General features: G+C 43.0%; 14 protein-coding genes. 9 read left to right on the top strand and 5 right to left on the bottom strand.

Going from position 1 to position 23,741, the window contains the following annotated elements:
• The first annotated feature begins 315 nt into the window (after positions 1 to 315).
• Positions 316 to 1,965, top strand: coding sequence for a glucose-6-phosphate isomerase (pgi, locus tag ABDW32_RS12745; RefSeq protein ID WP_343562932.1), 1,650 nt, complete (start codon positions 316 to 318; stop codon positions 1,963 to 1,965).
• 116 nt (positions 1,966 to 2,081) lie between these two features.
• Here the strand turns inward: pgi and ABDW32_RS12750 are convergent, their stop codons facing one another.
• Together ABDW32_RS12750 and ABDW32_RS12755 are read right to left on the bottom strand one after the other, a co-directional pair.
• The gene (locus tag ABDW32_RS12750) at positions 2,082 to 3,977 is read right to left on the bottom strand and encodes a heavy metal translocating P-type ATPase (protein ID WP_343562934.1); all 1,896 of its coding nucleotides are present in this window, start codon (positions 3,975 to 3,977) and stop codon (positions 2,082 to 2,084) included.
• A gap of 196 nt (positions 3,978 to 4,173) precedes the next feature.
• The gene (locus ABDW32_RS12755; protein ID WP_343562936.1) at positions 4,174 to 4,515 is read right to left on the bottom strand and encodes a phage holin family protein; all 342 of its coding nucleotides are present in this window, start codon (positions 4,513 to 4,515) and stop codon (positions 4,174 to 4,176) included.
• 455 nt (positions 4,516 to 4,970) lie between these two features.
• Here ABDW32_RS12755 and ABDW32_RS12760 point away from each other — a divergent pair, with 455 nt between their 5' ends.
• The 4 genes from ABDW32_RS12760 (at position 4,971) to typA (ending at position 10,468) form a co-directional block, all read left to right on the top strand.
• The gene (locus ABDW32_RS12760; protein WP_343562938.1) at positions 4,971 to 5,396 is read left to right on the top strand and encodes a DUF2147 domain-containing protein; all 426 of its coding nucleotides are present in this window, start codon (positions 4,971 to 4,973) and stop codon (positions 5,394 to 5,396) included.
• 173 nt (positions 5,397 to 5,569) lie between these two features.
• Positions 5,570 to 6,817: an ABC transporter permease gene (locus tag ABDW32_RS12765; protein ID WP_343562940.1), complete on the top strand. Its 1,248-nt coding sequence runs from the start codon at positions 5,570 to 5,572 to the stop codon at positions 6,815 to 6,817.
• A 576-nt stretch (positions 6,818 to 7,393) separates the two neighbouring features.
• The gene (kbl, locus tag ABDW32_RS12770; RefSeq protein ID WP_077436756.1) at positions 7,394 to 8,584 is read left to right on the top strand and encodes a glycine C-acetyltransferase; all 1,191 of its coding nucleotides are present in this window, start codon (positions 7,394 to 7,396) and stop codon (positions 8,582 to 8,584) included.
• Between the two features lie 78 nt (positions 8,585 to 8,662).
• The gene (typA, locus tag ABDW32_RS12775; protein WP_077436755.1) at positions 8,663 to 10,468 is read left to right on the top strand and encodes a translational GTPase TypA; all 1,806 of its coding nucleotides are present in this window, start codon (positions 8,663 to 8,665) and stop codon (positions 10,466 to 10,468) included.
• Between the two features lie 210 nt (positions 10,469 to 10,678).
• On the opposite strand, the gene ABDW32_RS12780 is transcribed toward typA, so the two are convergent.
• From ABDW32_RS12780 to ABDW32_RS12790, 3 genes are all read right to left on the bottom strand, one after another.
• Complete coding sequence (locus ABDW32_RS12780; RefSeq protein ID WP_343562945.1) at positions 10,679 to 12,091, bottom strand: SusD/RagB family nutrient-binding outer membrane lipoprotein; 1,413 nt, start codon at positions 12,089 to 12,091, stop codon at positions 10,679 to 10,681.
• A gap of 105 nt (positions 12,092 to 12,196) precedes the next feature.
• The gene (locus ABDW32_RS12785) at positions 12,197 to 15,364 is read right to left on the bottom strand and encodes a SusC/RagA family TonB-linked outer membrane protein (RefSeq protein WP_343562947.1); all 3,168 of its coding nucleotides are present in this window, start codon (positions 15,362 to 15,364) and stop codon (positions 12,197 to 12,199) included.
• A 294-nt stretch (positions 15,365 to 15,658) separates the two neighbouring features.
• Positions 15,659 to 16,168 carry an ecotin family protein gene (locus tag ABDW32_RS12790; protein ID WP_343562949.1) on the bottom strand — a complete coding sequence of 170 codons (510 nt, stop codon included), beginning with the start codon at positions 16,166 to 16,168 and terminating at the stop codon, positions 15,659 to 15,661.
• Positions 16,169 to 16,468: 300 nt separating this feature from the next.
• On the opposite strand from ABDW32_RS12790, the gene ABDW32_RS12795 reads away from it, so the two are divergent.
• From ABDW32_RS12795 to ABDW32_RS12810, 4 genes are all read left to right on the top strand, one after another.
• Complete coding sequence (locus tag ABDW32_RS12795; protein WP_343562951.1) at positions 16,469 to 18,160, top strand: GMC family oxidoreductase; 1,692 nt, start codon at positions 16,469 to 16,471, stop codon at positions 18,158 to 18,160.
• Between the two features lie 110 nt (positions 18,161 to 18,270).
• On the top strand, positions 18,271 to 21,072 hold the full coding sequence (gene uvrA / locus ABDW32_RS12800; protein WP_343562953.1) for an excinuclease ABC subunit UvrA: 2,802 nt from the start codon (positions 18,271 to 18,273) through the stop codon (positions 21,070 to 21,072).
• A 98-nt stretch (positions 21,073 to 21,170) separates the two neighbouring features.
• A complete protein-coding gene (gene pafA / locus ABDW32_RS12805) occupies positions 21,171 to 22,814 on the top strand; it encodes an alkaline phosphatase PafA (RefSeq protein WP_343562955.1) in 1,644 nt (547 codons plus the stop codon).
• Positions 22,815 to 22,965: 151 nt separating this feature from the next.
• Positions 22,966 to 23,415, top strand: a complete 450-nt coding sequence (locus tag ABDW32_RS12810; RefSeq protein ID WP_077436750.1) for an Rrf2 family transcriptional regulator — start codon at positions 22,966 to 22,968, stop codon at positions 23,413 to 23,415.
• The last annotated feature ends 326 nt before the right edge of the window (positions 23,416 to 23,741 follow it).

The following is a 23,741-nucleotide window of genomic DNA, read 5'->3' on the forward strand; positions in this document are numbered from 1 at the left end:
TACGGACACATGCTAAGATAAGAAGGGGAGGAACTAAGATTACGGAATTTTGTAAAGTTCTCAGCGCAATTGGATAGCAATAAAGTTAGATAATCTTGTTGGACAGGTCGAAGGTAGAGCACCACGGGTAAAAGACCGGTGCAAAGCGAGTCTAATACGCAATACTGGCTGACTTATACAAATATTTGACCTTTTTTTTTTAGTTTTGATATCGTCAACTATATAAACCTTCACTGAAGGAGCTGTGCCGGGGGGATGAAAAAATACCGAAGGTTTTTATTGGCGGTTTAAAACAAATATTTCAACAAAAACAGTATGTTTCCAAAAATTAATTTTACGACAACCAGAGCCTACCAATATCTGGTAGATCATTATATTAATATCAATCAGCAGGACCTCCGTGAGCTTTTTGCAGCAGATCCACAGCGATTTGAGAAATTTTCAATTTTTTTTGAGGATATTCTCTTAGACTATTCAAAAAATCGTGTCAACGAAGAGACAATGGCACTGTTGATCCAGTTGGCCAAGGAGTGTCAACTGTCTGAAGCGATAACAGCAATGTTTGCCGGCGAAAGGATCAATGTGACGGAAAACAGACCCGTTCTGCATACAGCATTAAGAAATCAATCCAATCAACCTGTCTTTGTCGACGGGAAAGATGTGATGCCTGCAGTAAGAAAAGTGTTGGCTCAGGTGAAAGCTTTCACAGAAAAGATTCTCTCCGGTGAATGGAAGGGATATACAGGCAAGGAGATCACTGATGTTGTCAATATCGGCATTGGGGGTTCTGATTTGGGACCTGTAATGGTCACCGAAGCTTTAAAAGCTTACAAAACTAGACTGAATGTGCACTTTGTCTCCAATGTGGATGGAACACATATTGCCGAAACCCTAAAAGCAGTCGATCCAGAGACAACCTTGTTTCTGATTGCATCCAAAACATTTACCACCCAAGAGACCATGGCCAATGCACACACAGCCAAGGATTGGTTCCTGGGCAGCGGGGCAGGCCAGGAAGATGTTGCTAAACACTTTGCGGCATTGAGCACCAATACGGAGGCTGTAAAGGCTTTTGGAATAGATCCGCAAAATATGTTCGAATTTTGGGATTGGGTTGGCGGACGTTATTCCCTATGGTCTGCAATTGGACTTTCCATTAGCTTAGCGATCGGCTTTGATAATTTTGAAGAGCTTCTCAAAGGTGCATATGATGCCGATGAGCATTTTAGGACCAGCACCTTCGAGGAAAATATTCCGGTAATATTGGCTTTGCTTGGTGTATGGTATAATAATTTCTTCGAAGCGGAGAGCCATGCAATCCTGCCTTATGATCAGTACTTGCATCGTTTTGCGGCTTATTTCCAACAAGGAGATATGGAAAGCAACGGAAAATATATAGACCGGAATGGAGCGCGTGTAGATTATCAGACCGGACCGATCATTTGGGGTGAGCCAGGAACAAACGGGCAACATGCCTTTTACCAATTGATCCACCAAGGCACAAAATTGATTCCATGCGATTTTATTGCACCAGCGAATAGCCTGAATCCGATCGGTAATCATCATCAGCTTTTATTATCTAATTTCTTTGCACAAACTGAGGCGCTGATGAACGGTAAAACCGAGGCAGAGGTTGTTGCGGAACTGCAAAAAGCAGGAAAGTCGAAGGAAGAGGTGGAAGAATTGAAAGCCTATAAAGTATTTGAAGGTAATCGGCCTACAAATTCTATTTTATTGAAAAAAATGACGCCACGTACATTGGGCCGGCTTATTGCATTGTATGAACACAAAATTTTTGTGCAAGGAGTGATCTGGAATATCTACAGTTTTGACCAATGGGGTGTTGAACTTGGTAAACAGCTTGCCAACAAAATTTTGCCTGAATTAGGTGACAATAATCCCATCAGTAGCCATGATTCTTCTACCAATGGACTGATCAATACCTATAAATCCTGGCGCGATTAGGAGGAACGAGGCGTATCTGACATTTAGCAATAGGGATACCCTTACATAAACAGGCGGCTGACATTGAAAAATTCAGCCGCTTGTTGTTTATCCAATTCTCTTGTAGAGCCGTTTCGTTATACCGTTTTATTTTGGATACGGATTGCATTTAGGATTGCCAGGAGTGCCACCCCAACATCGGCGATAACAGCCTCCCAGAGTGTCGCAACCCCTCCGGCACCCAAGATTAAAACAATTATTTTTATACCCATCGCCAGGATCACGTTTTGCCAGACAATATTGCGGGTAATTTTACCGATTTTGATCGCAGACAAAATTTTATGGGGCTCATCATTCTGTATCACAATATCTGCCGTTTCAATGGTTGCATCTGCGCCTAATCCGCCCATTGCTATACCGACCTGCGCTAGCGCGACGACAGGAGCGTCATTGACGCCATCCCCGGCGAAAGCAACATTTCGCCCTTCGTTGATCAGTCCCTGCACATGTTTCACTTTGTCTTCTGGTAAAAGGTCACCATAAGCTTGGTCAACCCCAAGCTCCTTTGCAATCTCGTCTACTACAGCCTGTTTATCACCGGACAACATGACTGTATATAGGCCCTGTGTCCGCATAGCGGAAATAACTTCTTTTGCCCCCGGCTTATTCCGATCGGCAACAGTAATGTAGCCTGCGTACTGATTCTCGATTGCTATTACTACAATGGAATAGACAATTTGTTTTATTTCTTCTGGATATGGAATGCCAAACTTGTCCATCAGTTTCGTATTGCCCGCTAGGACAAGCTTATTGTTGACCTTGGCTTTGAGTCCATGGCCAGCGATTTCTTCGATCCCTTCGGTCGTAAAAGAAACACTTCTAGGGTGGTAGTTGACTATTGCCTTGGCAATCGGATGGGTAGAATTTGACTCAATGGCGCTGGCGTAGTCCAGTAATGTTGCCGGTTGCCCGTTGACGGCGTTGACCTCTTTTACTTCAAAGACACCTTCGGTGAGGGTACCCGTTTTATCCATAACAATGGTATCCACAGCTGTGATGGCATCGAGGAAATTGCCCCCCTTGAACAATATGCCATTTCTCGAGGCCAACCCTATTCCGCCAAAGTAACCTAAGGGAATAGAGACGACTAATGCACAAGGACAACTAATGACCAAAAAGACTAAGCTGCGGTAAAACCAGTCTCGGAAACTATAGTCATTCACAACAAATAGGGGAATGATAAGTACCAGAAGCGCCAGCGCGAAGATAATCGGAACATAGATTTTTGCAAACTTTGAGATAAACAGCTGTGTTTTGGATTTTCGTGCTGTTGCGTCCTGCACCATCTCCAATATTTTGCTCAATTTGCTGTCCTGAAACGAGCTCCTTACAGTGATTTGAGCAACGGTTTCCAGATTTATCATACCTGCAAAAACAGCCTCGCCCTTATATTTGGTGTCCGGTTTGCTTTCCCCTGTAAGCGCTGCGGTATTGAATGCTGCCCTTTCATTGACCAGTTTGCCATCCAAAGCCACTTTTTCGCCAGCTTTGACGAGAATGACTTCACCGATTCCGACCGTCTTCGGATTGACGTCTATTTGTTCCCCATCACGCAGCACAGTGACCTTATCCGGACGGATATCCAGCAGTGATTTGATGGATTTTTTTGCGTTGTCCACCGCCGCATCCTGAAACCATTCACCGATCTGATAGAATACCATTACCGCGACGCCTTCTTCAAATTCGCGTATGGCAAAAGCGCCTAGCGTCGCGACGCTCATCAGAAAGAACTCGTTAAAAAAATCGCCACGTTTTGCCTTTCGAAAAGCCATTTGGAGAACTGGAATACCGGCTAATAAATAAGCAACCCCGTTTAGAAGCAGAGAGGCATAAAATGGAGCTGTGATCTTAAAAGCGTATTTGAGTATCAGCAGGCTGATCAATAGGAGGAGTGCAATAAGGAGTTTGCGTTGCGAAATCCACCAGGGAATCTCTTTTTCTGTATGGCTATGCTCGTGATCGTGTTCGCACATATATCGAGGGATCTATTTAAATACTATAAATTTAGCGATTTTAAGCTTAAAAAGCGAGGCATGCCTGAATAAAAAACGGCAGATATTGTAGGTTTGCAAAAGATAGAGCAATGCCAGTGCATTCCCCGGAGCTGAAACAGAAACGGCTGTTTCCCAAATCGAAAAACAGCCGTTTCTGTATGCGGTAAATCTAATTTTAGTCTTTTGAAGTACTACCGATGATCATTTCCAATATAGCGACAACAATGGCAAATAAGGCCGCAGTCCAAAATCCATCCACGTTAAATTTGTCTCCAAGCAGTGAATCTGAAAGCAGAACCATAAGGACAGTGATAATAAATGAAACCAGACCCAGTGTGAGCCAGTTCAAAGGAAAGGTAAATAGTCTCAAGATGGAGCCTACAGTAGCGTTGACAAATCCAATGACTAATCCTGTGACTATAGCCCATCCAAAACCTGCAACTTTTGCCCCCGGTATGAGCCAGCAAGCGACTGCAACGATAACTCCAGTGAGTAAAAGACTAATAATAAATTTCATAATATGCGCTAATTTATAAACTGTGAATAAAGTAATAATATAAAAACTATCGTGCAAACGCGATGCCAAAATTTAATGGACGGCTGCAAGTTAACAGATGTTCGTTTACACGCCGCTCAGGCCTTTGCCCGATCGACTTCGCGCCTTGTTTGGAAGCTTTCACAAATTTGGCCTCACTTCCCCGTTGATCAAATAGAAGGACGGTTGGAAAAAGTAGGTCAGTCGCAAAGGAGCGCCGGAAAAGAGCCATTTCGGTTTAAATATTTTCTGGATAAGAACGGATAAATATAGAGCATAAGTTAAACCAACAATACATCTTAAGTGTCTATTTAAATAAATCGAAAACGCGATAAATAAATGTATGCGAGCATAGTAAATATTTTGTATATTTATTCATGTTAATAAATGAGACAGCAGCGATCATTTTTTAGTTATCACTTATAAATAGTAAACCAATGAAGAAAATTATGATGGCATTCATCATGTTACTAGCTACGGTAACATTGTTTGCGCAAACGGATCCGATTATCGGAAAATGGGAAAACCCAAGTGGAGAGGGACGTGTGGAAATTTATAAAAAAGGGGATAAATTTTTCGGTAAGCTCTATTGGCTTAAATTTCCGAACAATGAGGCGGGGCAACCCAAGAAAGACGTAAAAAATCCGGATAAAGCACTTCAGGGTAGAGCTGTTCAGGGCTTGGAGATCCTGACCAATTTTGCTAAAGATGGAAATACCTATGAAGATGGAAAAATCTATGATCCAAAGACAGGAAAGACCTATAGCTGTAAAATGACGTTAAAAGGCGATAAACTTGATATACGCGGCTACGTTGGTGTCAGTTTATTGGGCCGGACTGAAACCTGGAAAAGAATCAAATAACAGGCAAATGGATAGCGAAAGCGATTTATATCAAAAGCTATAGCAGATCAATACAAACTTCTTGATGGCAATGATCTATTATAAAAAGGCAATTTATTCCATTAGGATAAATTGCCTTTTGGTTTTGTGGAGGAATAACAGTATTTTCATCTGCAAATTATAAAAATCGCCGTATGTCCGTAAAAATGTCTTATGCTGAAAATGTCAAACTTGCGCTGCAATCTATCGTAGGCAACAAGTTGAGGACGTTTTTAACGGCATTGATCATTGCGATAGGGATGATGGCTTTGATTGGGGTATTAACATCGATTGATGCCATGAAAAATTCGCTGACGGATTCCTTTTCTTCGATGGGCTCCAATTCATTCAATATCCGTAACCGGGGACTGAATGTACAGATCGGAACAGGGGGAACCCGATCGAAGGTATTTGCCAATATTACCTATGCGCAGGCGGCAAGGTTCAAACAGAACTTTCATTTTAATGCAACAACCTCCATCAGCGCCAATGTAACCTGGAATTCAACGGTAAAATTTCAGTCCAAAAAAACCAATCCTAATATTGGTCTCATTGGGACCGATGAAAATTATCTTCAGACATCAGGTTATGTGGTCAGCGAAGGACGGAACTTTTCTGCTCGGGATGTCGCGACGGGTGGCGCGGTGATTATTATTGGAAGCGAGGTGAGTAAAACATTATTTGGGGAAATCATAGATCCGATCGGGCAGTTTATTACAGTCAATAATATTCGATACCAAGTAATCGGAGTGCTAAAAAGCAAGGGATCTTCTGCAGGCATGGGTGGGGACAGGGCTTGCTTTATCCCCTTGGTGAAAGCCAGATCCGTGATGCAGGTTGTGGAACCTTCCTATGTGATTACAGTCTCTTCTCATGATCCAATGCGCCTGGAAGCCGTAATCGGAGAAGCTTCTATTGTTTTTCGAAATATTCGCGGTCTATCTGCCAGACAAACCAACGATTTTGAGATTACCAAATCCGATGCTGTCGCACAGATGCTGATGCAGAATATGGCGATGGTAACGCTGGGGGCCGTCGTGATAGCTTTTATTACTCTTGTCGGTGCATCCATCGGATTGATGAATATCATGTTGGTATCGGTTACCGAACGGACGCGGGAAATCGGCATCCGCAAGGCGATCGGAGCTACGCCAAGTGTGATCCGTAAGCAATTTCTGATGGAGGCCATTGTCATCTGTATGATGGGCGGTGTCGCAGGTATATTTATCGGGATCCTGATCGGTAATTTATTGGCCCTGCAACTGGGAACATCCTTTATAATCCCCTGGGCAGCAATTATTCTTGGATTTGCTGTTTGCGGTCTCGTGGGCATGCTATCCGGGTATTATCCGGCTTCCAAAGCCTCAAAATTAGACCCTGTCGACGCGCTTCGTTACGAGTAGCCCTTCCTTTATCTCTGCCGTTAGGTGTTTCTACTGAAAACAAGTCCTGTTTTGAAGACAAGCCCAGTTATTACACAATAGCTTTAAATGCGTTCTAGTCCGGGATGAATATTTACCGCGCAAATTCGTGTGCTTTTAATCGGAGATGCTAGGGACCAACGTCGGTACAAGGATATACCAAAATCGCACAGCGAGCAGGATGGATCCGCCTTGAGTCCAGGGTGAGTCCACCTTTTTAAGATGGAGTCACCTTATTAGCAAGAGGCGTTCACCGTGGTTGCAGGACGACGATGTTCAACAGCTGTCCCCTAGTTGGCCGGTACCTAAGCAGACGGAAAGACAAGGAAACATTATTGGTTATAGGTTGAAATGGTAAAGGCTGTTCTTTGCCACAACGTGGATCGATGGCCATACAACATCGAATCAACCCGGAAAAGGAATTTTATGCAATCGGTTTAATGTTACCAAATCGTTGATTTGGGATAAATTCTCCGTGAATAGCCCTTTTCTCGAAAAGGAAAGCAACTTATTCCAATGAAAAAACTGTAATATTGTATAAAAAAATAAAATCAAATTATGTACAATACATTACAACCAGTTTTAGAAAAGGAATTGGAAGCAATCAAAGAAGCGGGATTGTATAAACAAGAACGGGTGATCGTTACTCCACAGGGAGCAGACATCAAAGTAAGTACAGGACAGGAAGTTGTCAATTTTTGTGCGAACAATTATTTGGGTCTGTCTTCGCATCCCAAAGTAATCGAAGCTGCTAAGAAAGCGATTGATACACACGGATATGGCATGTCATCTGTACGTTTTATCTGTGGTACCCAAGATGTGCATAAAGAATTAGAAGCAAAAATTTCCCAGTTCTTAGGAACAGAAGATACGATTTTATATGCGGCGGCATTCGATGCCAACGGTGGTGTTTTCGAACCATTATTTGGTGCTGAGGATGCAATTATTTCCGATGAACTGAACCACGCTTCGATCATCGATGGTGTACGTTTGTGTAAAGCTCAACGTTTCCGTTATAAAAATGCGGATATGGCAGACCTGGAGGCACAGTTACAGGCTGCATCAGGGGCAAGACATAAAATCATCGTGACCGATGGTGCATTCTCCATGGACGGATCCGTAGCACCATTGGACAAGATCTGTGACCTGGCCGACAAATACCAAGCTTTGGTGATGATCGACGAATCACATTGTACTGGTTTCATTGGTGCTACCGGTCGCGGGACACATGAACTTTTCAACGTGATCGATCGTGTAGATATTATTACTGGAACGTTAGGTAAAGCCCTCGGCGGAGCCTCCGGTGGTTTCACTTCCGGTAAAAAAGAGATCATTGATTTGTTACGTCAGCGTTCACGTCCGTATTTATTTTCAAATACATTAGCTCCGGCAATTGCAGGTGCTTCTGTTGCAGTATTGGATATGTTGAGCGAGACAACAGCGTTGCGTGATAAACTGGAATCCAATACCAAATATTTCCGTGAAAAAATGACGGCGGCAGGATTTGATATCAAGCCAGGTTTTCACCCGATCGTCCCTGTAATGCTTTATGATGCGAAACTTGCACAAGAGTTTGCTGCCAAAATGTTGGATGAAGGTATTTATGTGATCGGCTTCTACTATCCTGTTGTACCTCAGGGAAAAGCCCGTATCCGTGTTCAGATTTCTGCAGGACATGAGCTTGCACACCTGGATAAAGCGATCGCCGCCTTCACCAAAGTAGGTAAGGAATTGGGTGTAATTAAATAAAATACACATAGTTATAAATTTTATGGTGCAAAATGATTATCTTTGCACCCTAAAATTTTATAAAAATATTCTTGCTCAATGCAAAACATTAGAAACATTGCGATCATCGCTCACGTCGACCACGGTAAAACTACGCTTGTAGACAAAATTTTATATTTTACCAATCAATTCAGAGAAAATGAAAATGCTGGTGAATTAATCCTAGACAATAATGATTTAGAGCGTGAGCGCGGAATCACTATTGTATCTAAGAACGTATCAGTAACATATAAAGGTGTTAAAATCAATATCATTGATACTCCTGGTCACGCCGACTTTGGTGGTGAAGTGGAGCGTGTATTGAAGATGGCCGATGGTGTTGTATTACTTGTGGATGCTTTTGAAGGTCCAATGCCTCAAACGCGTTTCGTTACAGGTAAAGCACTTGGATTAGGTATCAAACCTATCGTTGTTGTCAATAAAGTCGATAAAGAAAACTGTCGTCCAGAAGAGGTATACGAAAATGTTTTCGATTTATTCTTCAACTTGGGTGCTACCGAAGAACAGTTGGATTTCCCTGTATTATACGGTTCTTCAAAACAAGGATGGATGTCTACAGACTGGAAAAACCGTACTGAAGACTTTACTGACCTATTGGAAGCAATCATCAAATATATCCCGGCTCCAGTGGTTACTGAAGGTACATTGCAGATGCAGGTAACATCTTTGGATTACTCTACCTTCGTAGGACGTATCGCTATCGGTCGTATTGCTCGGGGTACAATCAAAGAAAACCAGCCGGTATCATTGGTAAAACGTGACGGAAAAGTGGTTAAATCACGCGTGAAAGAACTTCAGGTTTTTGAAGGTTTAGGTCGTATCAAAGTGCCAGAAGTACATGCAGGTGATATCTGTGCGGTCGTTGGTATCGAAGGTTTCGATATCGGTGATACCATCGCAGATTTTGAAAATCCAGAGCAATTGGAAGTTATCAGCATCGATGAGCCAACAATGAACATGTTGTTTACAATCAACAACTCTCCGTTCTTTGGTAAAGAAGGTAAATTGGTAACATCGCGTAATATCTATGATCGTTTACAGAAAGAATTAGAGAAGAATTTGGCGTTGCGTGTCGTGCCTACCGAATCTCCTGATGCTTGGTTGGTATACGGACGTGGTATCCTTCACTTATCTGTATTGATCGAAACAATGCGTCGTGAGGGGTATGAGCTACAGGTAGGGCAGCCTCAGGTTATCGTGAAAGAGATCGATGGTCAAAAATGCGAGCCGATCGAAGAACTTGTTGTTGATGTTCCTTCTGATGTATCCGGAAAAGTAATTGAGCTGGTCACACAACGTAAAGGTGAACTGTTGATCATGGAAGCCAGAGGAGATATGCAACATCTTGAATTCTCTATTCCTTCTCGCGGTATCATTGGTCTACGTAACAACGTATTGACTGCAACAGCTGGTGAAGCTGTAATGGCACACCGTCTGAAAGGTTACGAGCCTTGGAAAGGTACAATCCCTGGTCGTTTGGCAGGTGTATTGATTTCCTTGGATACAGGTTCAACTACAGCATACTCGATCGATAAATTGCAAGACCGTGGTCGTTTCTTTGTTGATCCAGGTGTGGAAGTATACGAGGGACAAATCTTGGGTGAGCACATCCGTGATAACGATTTAACAATCAACGTGACCAAAGGAAAGCAATTGACAAATATGCGTGCTTCCGGTTCTGATGATAATACGCGTATTGCTCCGGCAATCAAATTCTCATTAGAGGAATGTATGGAGTACATCCAGGCAGATGAGTATATTGAGGTTACGCCGCAATCGATGCGTCTACGTAAAATCTATTTGACGGAGAATGAGCGTAAACAAAATGCGAAAAAATTCCAATAATCAATAGATAAGGATAATAAGTTAAAAGCCATCGAAATATTATTTCGATGGCTTTTTTGATTAGTTTTTGTTTTGCGTCACAAGCAGATCTACCTCGTCAATTTCGACTGCATACTACTGCCATAGCAAAGTGTATGAATACGTACCTGCTCTGCTTGATTGATTTCTTCTTTGCATAAATCAATCAAGCAGAGCAAGTATTTGTATCTATTATTTAATAGCCCATATCACATCATTTTGCGTGTCTGATCCGTTAAACTGACGTTGCAGGGCTTCTTTTAAATGACTTTCATTTGTGCTATATTCGTTTTTCGGATAGGCCCAACGTTTAGGGATCTGATTGTTGTTGGCGTTTGCCGGACCTACATTGAACTCCGGGATACCGGTACGGCGTTGCTCAAGAAAGGCCTGTTTGCCCGAATTTTCAAAAAAAGCGACATATTTCTGTATCAGTATCTGTTTCAAACCTTCCGGATTATTTCCTTTGTAAGGATTAGCGCTTAAAAAGGCTTCAATCTTTTCCGGGGAAATGCCATAGGATAGCATGGATTGTGTTATGCCCGCTTCAAATCTGGATTTTGCATCGGCGTTGCTCCAGCCGCGGTTGATTCCTTCGGCAAGCGCAAACTGCACTTCAGCCGCTCCAAGCTGAATCGAGGGTAAGCCTGAAGGCGAAGCCAGCCAATAATCAAAATTGATCATGGATAGCTGCCCTTCAGTAGCCTGTTTCAAAAGTGTGCTTTGTAAATCGCCTGTTTTACCGCCTTGATAAGCATCGAACGGTTTGTCCGGATCAAATGGCAAAGCAGTTGCTGGTAATGCCTGAACGAGCAATCGCGGATCTCGGGTAGCCTTTAAAATGTCCAGGTAAGTTGCGCCCAAGGTGTTCCGCACATCTTTTTTGATAATCACACCGTCAGTAGGCCAGAGCGGATAAGTGTTGATCGAATTGTATTGAAGCTGAAAATTGTCCCGATTATCAAGAATCAACGGGAATTTTGACGGATTGGCCAACATCTCTGCAAATCGCTCTTTGATACGCAGTGCCGGACTATCATCGGCGCGTTTACTTAGGCTTAACAGGATACGCAACTTCAGGGAGTTGACCAATTTCTGCCATTGTTCTGTTTTCCCGTTGTAGAAGAAATCACCCTCCAATAAGGAGCCTTTCCCTTTGAAATCAGCTAGTTCAATATTGGCCTCCTCCAGCCAGGAGAGCACCTGCAGATAGACTTCCTGCTGTGTATTGTAGCGCGGGGCAAAGTTATTGTTGGTCTCCCCCTGTAGGGCATCTGCCATTGGGATATCACCGAACATTTCGGTTGTGCGGGTAAAAAAATAGGCTTTGAAGAACTTGGCAAGCGTAAGGTAAACAGCTCCCAATTCGGGTGTTTTCGCCGCTTCGATTTCCATTCGATAGACGTCCCGTAACACGCCATAAGGCGCATCAAAGTAGCCTGTTGTCCAGCTGTAGGGCTGTCCGGTATAATAGGCCTCATTTTGGGTCATGAACTGATTGTAACGATGGTCTTCGCTCCAGGGAGCGTCATGAGACCGCATTAATATTCCGGTAAACAGTAGCTTTGGAGCTGGATCATACACGGCAGCAGGATCCTTTTGCAAGTCCTCGATTTTTTTACAGGAGCTCATTGTACTCCCCAAGACAAATAAAAGTAAAATTGATTTAAGGCATTTCATAGTGGAAAATATCGTGATGTGTTAGAACCATTAAAAAGTAGCATTAATATTTAGGCCAAAGCTTTTTACCGATGGCGTCTGGTAATCCGAACTGGCTGTGGTAAATTGATCTAGATCCATATTTTGCGTTCCTTTACCGGTAAAGTATAGCAGATTACGGCCAACTAGGGATACACTTGCGCTGCGTAAAAAAACAGCGTTTTTCAGTAAACTGGCAGGAAGGTTATAGCTAAGGACAATTTCCCGCAATTTAACAAATGTCCTATTTTTTGCGCTGATCGGTCCGGATTGATAGTAATTGGTGGCCCAGTTTTGCCATAAAACGGGGATGTCATTGCTTGCAAACTCCCGCGTGTCGGAGATTATTTTACCATCTTGATCTGTGCTCAATTGGCCTTTGACGATTTTTAGTCCTTCCGTCATTATCGAGCCCTTGTAATCTTTGCTGTCTCTGTTTTGCCAGTCTTTTAGGCGATAGGCATTGGCTGATTCAGGATGTGTTCCAGAGCCCCATTGTTTGGCATCCTGTACATTTTTGATCAGCCCGCCAAAGCGGCCGTCGACAAGAAAGCTCAGGTTGAAATCACGGTAACGGAAGCTGTTGCTGATGCTGGCCGTGAATTTATTGTCACTGTATCCGATCTTGCTGACATAAGGATTGTAGGCCGGTAGACCATTGGTCCCAACGATTAAATTTCCTTTTTCATCACGTTGAAAATCGTTTACATAAAAACCGTCCCAGCGTTCGCCGATGTGAACATTGCCGGAGCGGGTCTGCTGACCATCTATAGCATGTAGCCAAGCATGGTTGGTCGATGCATTGACGACTACATTCCAGCTGAAGTGCTCACGCTGGATTGCCGTTGCGTCTATACTTAATTCAATTCCTTTTCGCAGCAGCGTCAATCCGTTGGTTTGTCTTGCTCTGACGCCCGAAGTAACAGAAGTCGCCAGTTCGATAATTCGGGGGCCTTCCAGGTTTCGGAATACAGCGAGATCCAGGCCGAGGCGGTTATTAAAAAGACGGGTTTCTAAACCGATTTCCGCTGTCTTTACACGTTCTGCTACGAGATCCGGATTGGGTAATACATCTGTATAGGTAACGCCAGTCATGGAGTTCGCCCAGCGACCGTAATTGGTATAGGCCGGCAGCAGCTTGTAAATATCATATTGTGCCGTTTCATTAACGAAATCGCTGGCAACATTTGCATAAGCACCACGTACTTTAAGCGAGGAGATCACTTGAGGTAGAGATACCATCTGTGATATGACCGCACTTAGGGACGCAGATGGGTAAAAATAAGTGTTATTTTTTATGGGCATGGTCGACGATTTATCGAATCGGCCGGTTAGGTTCAAGAACAGCATATTTTTGTAGTCAAGATCGACAAAGCCATAGGCGCTTCCGACCTGGCGGAGTGCACGGTCGTTGGTCGATACGGTTGGCATGACCGAATTGCTCAGATCATAAACACCAGGGACAGTCAACCCTCGATCTGTGCGGGCAAACAAGGATTTTGCGCTAACAGTTCGTAAGTTTCCAAATAATGAACCGCTGAAGCCTAGGTCTTCTGAAATGCGGTTTTGATATTTTAATGAGATCTCGGTGTTATTTTCCCAGAAAGTATCGTAAGTTTCCTGGTAACCGCCAACACGGCTCCCGCCGATAGTGTAGTTGTATAAATTGGCAGATATTGGAATTTTGATGGTTCGGTTCCTGTTCCAGGTGCTTGCGCTGCTCCGCGCATTTAAAGAAAGATGGCTGTTCCATTTGTAGTTTGCTGAAACATAGCCGTAAATATCATCTTTATCATAGGTGCGCAGGTTTTCATAAGCTGTCATCCATGGGTTGTCATATATCGTATATTCGCGATTATACTGTTGTACATTTTCTTTCCCCGGTTGCCAATAGTTCCTCAGATCATTGATGTTATAATCTGCACCGCCCCATAAGGTTAGAATATAAATGGGACTGTTTGGTCCATAAGCGATATTGGGATAGTTTGGCGAATACTGCTTATTGTAATTGATGCTTGCGTCAATCCTCAATTTGCTTCCCGCATTAATACCTCCGGTTAAATTGATATTTGTGCCCCCGAGTTTTGTATTCGGTGTTGTGCCGCGTTGAAATAGCTGCGAAGCCGAAAGGCGAATATCCCCACGCTCCGTTTTACTTGAAATAGCGATATTGTTGGTGCTTAACAATCCATTTTGAAGAAATTCCTTCAAATTATCTTTCCCGCGGGCTTCCCAGGGAAGGGGTGCCAAAAAGCCTGTTTTTGGGTCTATAGGGCTGTTGTACTGGGGGATAAGCTGACCTTCGAATCGAGGCCCCCAGATATTATAGTCATTGTCGTTTATTCCGCCACCACGTCCATCTTTGAACGCATATTGAAAATTTGAACCAGGACCATACTCCGTCTGAATCTTGGGGATCGCATTGTAGCCGGTTTGGAGCTGGGTGCTCGAGTTGAACTCTACTTGAAAGCCCTTATCCTCAGTCTTGGCTCGTTTGGTTGTAATGACGATAGCGCCATTTTGTCCGCGATTTCCGTATAGCGCTGCAGCATTTGCTCCCTTCAATACAGAATAGGATTCAATATCATCGGGACTCAGGTTCCAGGAATCCGTATTGACCGGCATACCGTCCACGACAATAAGAATGTTGCTTCTTCCACGTAAAGTAATACCGGGATCTCCGAATAGATTTGTGCTCGGGGTAATCGTCAGGCCCGATACACGGCCTGCGAGACTGGATATCGCGTTTGGTTCGCGGGCCTTTACCAGATCTTTGCCTTTAATCTCCTGTACGGAATAACCGATAGCCTGTTTCTCTTTTTTTATACCCAAGGCCGTTACCACAACTTCATTGAGTGATTGTTGATTAGGCGATAAGGCGATCAATAGCGGACCCCGATTGGAGATAATAAAGATTTTGGGCAGGTATCCCATAAAGCCTATGCGCAGGGTATCTCCGATTTGTGCTTGAATGGAGAATTTTCCTGTTTGGTCTGATGAAACTAATTTGCCCAAATGGGAATTTCGAACGGTTGCTCCATGAATAGCGTCCTTGCTCAGGGAATCAATCAGTTTTCCCTCAAATATTGGGGATTGGGCAACAACCTTTGCAGATAACGTCGTTAAGAAACACGTGAGCACTGCAATTTTTGATAGATGTAATGAAGGTTGATTAAACATGATCATTTATATACTTATGTCTGAAAACGTAAGCAATATTAAACTTTGTATATTAATACTAAACCAATGAAATGTTAAGTTTATGGTATGAGGATTTTTTTGTGTCACTGCAATACCGTGTTAATCATGTTATTGAGGATAATTTATTGTTTTGGTCGTTTACTTTCGAAGAAAGCAGCGTATTTCCAGTTTAATGTTTTACAAAAAAGGAAAAGCCTCCAATTTTTATTGGAGGCTTTTCCTTATTAGCTTTGTTTGTTGTTTTTAGGCCAACTAAACAGAATTTAGCGGCTATTATTTTTTCTTTTCTCTGACTTCAGCAGCCCGATAGGTATCTCCATCTGTCGAATAGATTTTGAATTGCGTTTCATATCCTTCAGGAACATAAATAACAATAGGCATTCGACCGTTGTAACGTACCGTTTCAGGTTGAGCACTTACAAAAAGATTTCTCTTGGCTTTATCCGGGCAGGCCATCATGGTACTTGCTACATTTCCGTTGGTTTTGAACACATAGTAATCATACCCCCAGCCCTGAAGATCTTTCTTCTCAAGGGAACCGGATAAGTTAAAATTGTTGCAACCGTCCACTTCCATCCATTTACCTACAGCGAATTCGATTTTTTTATTCTTATCGTTCTCCGAATGTGGAACTTCGATCACCATTTTTTTGTAACCCTTTTCCGCCGCTGGAAAAATACTTAAGTCTATTTTATCAATTACCATTTGTGCTTTAGTTACTGTTGTGGATGCTGCGAAAACGAACAGCATCATGACCATCATTTTAAATAGATTTTTTCTCATAACCATTTTTTATTTTATTATTAAAACGCAATTTTTAGTCTTATCGCTACATTGTTTGCGAAACTATATTTTTAAGACTTGTAAAAAATCAGAAGGATTAATTGAAAATGGGTAAATATTTAAAATAATTATTCGAAAGTGTTCGATGACGCCTATTAAAAAACATCATTAGATAAGTCCCATCGATGTAGGATATTCAGCGGTTATTTTGTAACAAAATCATGTGAGTTGCCTAGAATATTTGTTGCAATGCCATTATTTACAGTATATTACCTTTTCAAATATGACCTAAATATACGCATGAGCAAGGAAAATCATTTTGATGCCATTGTGATCGGTTCGGGCATCTCCGGCGGATGGGCCGCCAAAGAATTTTGTGAGAAAGGATTAAAAACCCTTGTTTTGGAACGGGGAAAAGATGCCAAACATATTCAGGATTACCCGACAGCCTACATGGATCCTTGGGAGTTCAAGCATGGGGGGCAGGTGGATCTGCAGATTAGGAATGAGAACCCCATTGCTTCAAAATGTTATGTCTACCGCGAAGATGCCAAACACTTTTTTTTGCCAGATGCGGCACAGCCATATATTCAGGAGAAGCCATTTGACTGGATTCGGGCCGATCAGGTCGGCGGGAAATCTCTTCTTTGGGCCCGTCAGACCCAGCGATGGTCCAAGTACGATTTTGAGGGGCCGGCAAGGGATGGTTTCGCCGTGGATTGGCCTATTCGTTATGAAGATATTGCGCCATGGTATTCCTACGTTGAGCACTTTGCTGGCATTTCGGGCAATAAAGATGGAATTGAGGCCATGCCGGATGGAGATTTTCTTCCGGCTTGGGAGATGAATGTTGTCGAGAAAACGATACAACAACGTATACAGCAGCAGTACAAAGATCGTCCGGTGATCCAGGGACGCTGTGCCCACCTGACTCAGCCCCGGCAGATCCATATTGATCAGGGCCGTAGCCAGTGTCAGGCTCGTAGCCTATGTCATCGTGGATGTCCTTTTGGTGGATATTTTAGCTCCAATGCTTCCACCTTACCCTGGGCGGCAAAAACTGGAAAGCTGACCGTTCGTCCCCAGGCAATTGTCGAATCTATACTTTATGACGATCGTTTACAAAAAGCAATCGGAGTCCGTATTGTTGATACCCTGACAAAGACAAGTCAGGAATTTTTTGCGAAAGTCATCTTTGTGAATGCCTCGGCACTGGCAACAAATCTGATTCTGTTGAATTCCACTTCTGCCCGTTTTCCAAATGGCCTGGGGAATGATAATGGGCTATTGGGGAAATACGTAGCCTTTCATAATTATTTGGGGACAATAAGCGGTACAATGGAGGGCTATGAAGATAAATATTACTATGGGCGTAGGCCGACCCAACCGATTATTCCCAATTTTAGAAATGTACATCGGCAGGAAACCGATTTTTTACGAGGTTATGCCTCATTCTTTGGAGCTTACCGTTCAAGAGGCGGGAGTTATGATGGCGAGTCTGTTGGTGGTGCATATAAAGATAGTTTATCTGAGCTGGGGGGCTGGGGAGTCACCATGATGATGCAGGGTGAGACGATTCCACAGGAAAGCAATCATGTGCGTTTAAGCCCAGATAAGAAAGATCCTTATGGCATCCCACAATTGATTACTGCCGTTGGTTACGGGGAGAACGATTACAAATCCCGCGACGATTTCTTTCAGCAGGGACAGGAGATGCTCGAGGTAGCAGGGGTCAAGAATCTCAACGTCAGTGACAGCGGGCAAAATCCGGGGCTGGATATCCACGAAATGGGCGGGGTGCGCATGGGATTGGATCCAAAAACGTCCTTGTTGAATAGGTGGAACCAGCTACACTTGGTGAAAAATGTATTTGTTACCGATGGCGCCTGTATGACCTCAACCGGAACACAAAATCCATCGCTGACCTATATGGCATTAACGGCGAGAGCCGTCGATTACGCTGTCAGTGAAATGAAAAAAGGTAACCTTTAAATACAGGTTGCAATACGATGATCAGGGCTATATTTTTTCGCGAGAGCTTTTAATTGATAGGGACTATAATCAGCTAAGATTGCGTAACTTTGTGGGAGATAAGGATTATTATGAGTCATAAAGTGGAGCATACTCCAAAAGAATATATTAAGATAAAAGGGGCCAGGGTCAATAATCTAAAGAATATTGATGTTGATATTCCCAAAAATAAATTGGTTGTCATTACTGGAATGTCGGGGTCGGGAAAATCCTCCCTCGCTTTTGACACCCTCTACGCTGAGGGGCAGCGGCGCTATGTGGAGAGTCTTTCTTCCTATGCGCGGCAGTTTATGGGACGGATGAACAAACCCGAAGTGGATTACATCAAAGGTATTGCCCCAGCAATTGCCATTGAGCAACGTGTTATTACCAGTAATCCCCGGTCTACGGTGGGTACTTCTACCGAAATATATGACTACCTGAAATTACTCTATGCAAGGATCGGTAAAACGATTTCTCCTGTCTCGGGCAGGGAAGTGACCAAAGACAGTGTGAGTTCGGTCGTAGATTTTGCCCTGAAACTGGAAACGGGCGAATCTGTGACACTTTTGGCACCCTTGGTGCCTTCCCATGGACGAAAACTCAAGGAGGAGTTGTCCCTTTTGCTGCAAAAGGGATTTGTCCGTGTCGTCTATCAGGATAAAATGCAAAAAATCGAAAGCATTATTGACGATAAGGGCATGGCCAATGAAACCATTCAGGATGCTGAAGTATTGATCGTCGTGGACCGGATACGTATTGAACAGGATGATGATACCATGAATCGATTATCCGATTCCATTCAAACGGGATTTTTTGAGGGTAAAGGGGAGCTATATATCGAAGAAAACGGTAAAAGACACCATTTTTCACATAAGTTTGAACTCGACGGAATTACCTTCGAAGAACCCAGCCCCAATTTCTTTAGTTTCAATAATCCCTATGGAGCATGTCGCCGATGCGAAGGCTACGGCAAGATCATTGGTATAGATCCAGACCTTGTTATTCCGGATAAAAGCCGCTCTGTCTATGATGGTGCTATTGCACCTTGGCGGGGGGAGAAAATGGGCGAATGGTTACAGGTGTTGGTAAAAAATTCTTTAAAGTTTGATTTTCCGATACACCGCGCCTATTCCGATCTGACAGCAGCGCAAAAAGAACTTCTGTGGACTGGAAATAGCTATTTTACGGGGCTTAACAAGTTCTTTGAAGAGCTCGAAGAGCAGACCTATAAAATTCAATACCGGGTGATGTTGTCCCGTTACCGTGGCAAGACGGACTGTCCGGATTGTCGGGGAACGAGGTTGCGCAAAGATGCGACTTATGTAAAAGTCGGCGGTAAGTCCATCACCGATATCGTATTGATGCCACTTGAAGAGGCCCTGTCATTTTTTACAAATTTATCTTTAACAGGGAATGAAAAGGTGATCGCTAAACGTTTATTGGCCGAAATTAATAACCGTTTACAATTTTTATGTGATGTTGGTTTGAGTTATCTTACCCTAAATCGCTTGTCGAATACACTATCCGGCGGAGAATCGCAACGGATCAATTTGGCAACTTCGCTTGGAAGTTCGCTGGTCGGCTCTATTTACGTGTTGGACGAACCCAGTATTGGATTGCATCCGCGTGATACACAACGCCTGATTTCGGTACTGAAATCCCTGCGTGACGTAGGTAATACGGTTGTGGTGGTGGAGCATGAGCAAGAAATGATGGAAGCTGCAGATTACCTGATTGATATTGGTCCCGAAGCTGGGATCAATGGCGGGGAAATGGTATTTGCAGGAACATATGGCGAGATCTTAAAGGACAGCAAGAGTTTAACCGGACAATACCTGAGTGGCAAAAGCAAGATTGAAGTGCCCAAGAAAAGACGTAAGTGGTCCCATAGCATTACCGTGAAGGGCGCGCATGAGAATAACCTTCAAGGGATCGATGTACAGTTTCCTTTAAATACATTTACTGTTGTATCTGGGGTATCGGGCTCTGGAAAGACCTCCCTGGTAAAACGGATCCTTTATCCGGCACTGCAGAAGTCAATTGGCAATTATTCCGGTGAACAAACGGGCGTATATGATTCCATTGAAGGTGATATTGCACAGGTGGAGCAGATCGAAATGGTTGACCAGAATCCAATTGGCCGTTCTTCGCGGTCCAATCCCGTGACCTATGTGAAAGCCTGGGACGAAATCCGGGCATTGTATGCCAATCAGGCTGCATCCAAAGCTGCTGGGTTGAAGCCTGCTGCATTTTCTTTTAATGTAGAGGGGGGGCGTTGTGATGTCTGTCAGGGCGAAGGGGAAGTGAAAATTGAAATGCAATTTATGGCCGATATTGTACTGCCCTGTGAGGCCTGTGGCGGAAAACGTTTCAAACAGTTTGTCCTTGATGTGCAGTATAAAGGCAAATCCGTAGCGGATATACTTGAGCTGAGCGTGGATGAAGCTATTGTGTTCTTTGACGATCAGCCTAAGATATTGGCCAAGTTACAGCCCCTGCAAGATGTTGGTCTGGGTTATGTGAAGCTCGGGCAGTCTTCCAGTACGCTTTCTGGCGGTGAGGCGCAGCGGATTAAGCTCGCTTCTTTCCTGATCAAAGGCAATAACAGCAAGAAGACCTTATTTATTTTTGACGAACCCACTACAGGCTTACATTTTCAGGATATCAAAAAGCTCTTAAAATCGTTTGATGCGCTGATCGCCCTTGGGAATAGTATTTTGGTCATCGAACATAATATGGACATGATCAAGTCGGCAGATTGGGTGATTGATATTGGTCCTGAAGGGGGTAATAAAGGCGGAAAGTTGGTCTTTGCAGGACTTCCAGAAGATCTGATACATTGTAAAGATTCTTATACAGGACAATTTTTAAAGGCACATTTAAAAGATTAAGCCCTACATTAGCATGCATTATTAAGCGATAGGCCCGTACTGCGGGTAACAGCGAAGATTAAAGAGCAAATACTAATTACTCAATACTAAATACTATTATGATTAAAAGATTTTTTTTAAGTGTCGTATTTGGAATAGCAGCACTCTCCTCCATGGCACAACAACCGGAAAGGCCTAAATTGGTCGTCGGTCTGATGGTGGATCAGATGCGTTGGGATTATCTATACCGTTTTGCGGATCGATATGGAAATGATGGTTTCAAGCGACTTTTGAAAGAAGGCTTCTCCTGTGAGAATACCCTGATCAATTATATTCCGACCTATACCGCTATCGGGCACAGTTCAGTATATACCGGTTCTGTCCCTTCGATTCACGGTATTGCAGGGAATGATTGGATCGAAGAGCTTACGGGAAAGAATATGTATTGTACCCAGGACGATAATGTTGTCGGTGTAGGTACAACAGAAAAGGAAGGACAACAATCTCCACGAAATCTATTGGCTTCTACGGTTACGGATCAACTGAAACTTGCTTCTAATTTTAAATCCAAAGTCATTGGTATTGCTATTAAAGACAGGGGCGGAATATTACCTGCCGGTCATTTTGCGGATGCTGCTTATTGGTTTGAAGCGAAGTCCGGAAATTGGATTACCTCGAATTTCTATATGGATCAATTGCCGAAATGGGTTGTTGACTTTAATAAGAAAAAATTAGCTGAAAAATATCTGAAGGCCGACTGGAAGCCGATGTACGATGTAAGCACTTATGCGGCTAACAGTATTGCAGACGATAATAGCTATGAAGGGAGGTATCCTGGTGAAGATAAACCGACTTTGCCGCGTGCGACATCTAAGCTGATGAAAGATGAGGGACTTGAATTGATCAAGACAACACCCATGGGCAACCAGTTTACCCTAGATCTGGCAATGGAAGCCATCAAGAATGAGCAAATGGGAAACAATCCGACTAAAAATACGGATTTCCTTTGTGTAAGTCTTTCCGCTACAGATTATGTGGGACACCGTTATTCATTGACCGCAGTTGAAATTGAAGATATTTATCTGCAATTGGATAAACAGCTGGCAAATTTTTTCACTTATCTGGATAATGCAGTTGGTAAAGGTAACTATACTTTCTTCCTGACAGCGGATCATGGTGCTTCTTACAATTCCAGATTCTATATGGATATGAAGGGAAATGGTGGTTATTTCTATTCCCGTCAGATTATCTCCGACCTTAATAAAAAGTTGAAAGAGAAATTTGGACAGGAAAAAATCGTCAAGAGCATGATGAATTACCAGGTGCATTTGAATAACCAACTCATTGATTCGCTTCAATTGGACCGGGATAAAATCAAAGAGACAATTATCCGTGAACTGCGCCATACGGAAGGTGTTGCCTATGTTGCGGATATGGAAAAGAGCGAAGGTCTGATGATTCCGCAGCCTGTCCGTGAAAAAATGATCAATGGATACAATTACAAACGTAGTGGTGCGATCCAGATCGTCTGTGAGCCGCAATGGTATGATGGTACCCCACGTTCTACAGGTACGACCCACGGTACCTGGTCGGGTTACGACTCCCATATTCCTTTGGTATTTATGGGCTGGGGTATTAAGCCTGGCGTATCCAATACTGAGGTACATATTGTTGATATCGCACCTACAATTTCATCGTTATTGCATATTACCGAACCGAATGGCAGTATCGGTAAACCCATTACCGCGGTACTGGGTCAATAGCAATACGTTATTAAATTATATTCGCCCTTAGCACAAGGATATCCCGGCGATAAATTGTGCTAAGGGCTCTTCTTTTACAGGCTAGGTTTATGTGTTTTATACTATTGAATAAAAAACGTAAATTTGCAATTCAACAGGGGGTTAACAAATTATGCTTTCCAAAAAGACAAAATATGCAATAAAGGCGCTTATGGTGCTTGGTCGTAATTACGGAAATGAACCTATGCAGATCGTTAAGATTGCGCAGGAGGAAAATATTCCAAAAAAATTCTTGGAACAGATTCTCCTTGAAATGCGAAACGCGGGGATTCTCTATAGTAAAAAAGGCGCTGGGGGTGGTTATAGTTTAAATAAAGCGCCTGAAGATGTATTTTTATCGCAGGTAATGCGCCTGATAGACGGACCGATTGCTTTACTGCCTTGTGTCAGTTTAAATTTCTACCGTTCCTGTGAAGAATGTACCGAGGAACATGCCTGCGGCATTCGTGATACGTTTGTGGAGGTGCGAAATGCGATGCTGCAAATTTTGAATGATACCAGCATTGCGCATTTGATTAATAAAGAAAAAGAGTTGAATCTAAATGTGGACGACACCAAATAGGATTCTTGCTTAAGAAATAGGAGCGGGGCTATCCATTTTGGATAGCCCCGTTTTTTATGCAATTTTACAAGCCGTCCTCGTAGCTTCCTTTCAGTTATTCAATTTTCAAAAGGATCGATTTGACTTTTTGGCTACCTTCTTTCTGTTTTATCCGCTAGATAAAATAGCGAAACTATATTTCTTTTGATATTATTGGTTGTGTCTTATTGGGAAAAGGAAGCTTGTTTGACATCATGTCGTTTCTCGTTTTGTTAGACGACTTGATGTAACTGTCTGTTTTTCATTTTGTTGTTTATTGTTTTTATGTTTTTTTAATTTCTTAATTA

Origin of the sequence: Sphingobacterium sp., from assembly GCF_039596235.1 — a bacterium.
In the GTDB taxonomy this organism is placed as follows: domain Bacteria; phylum Bacteroidota; class Bacteroidia; order Sphingobacteriales; family Sphingobacteriaceae; genus Sphingobacterium.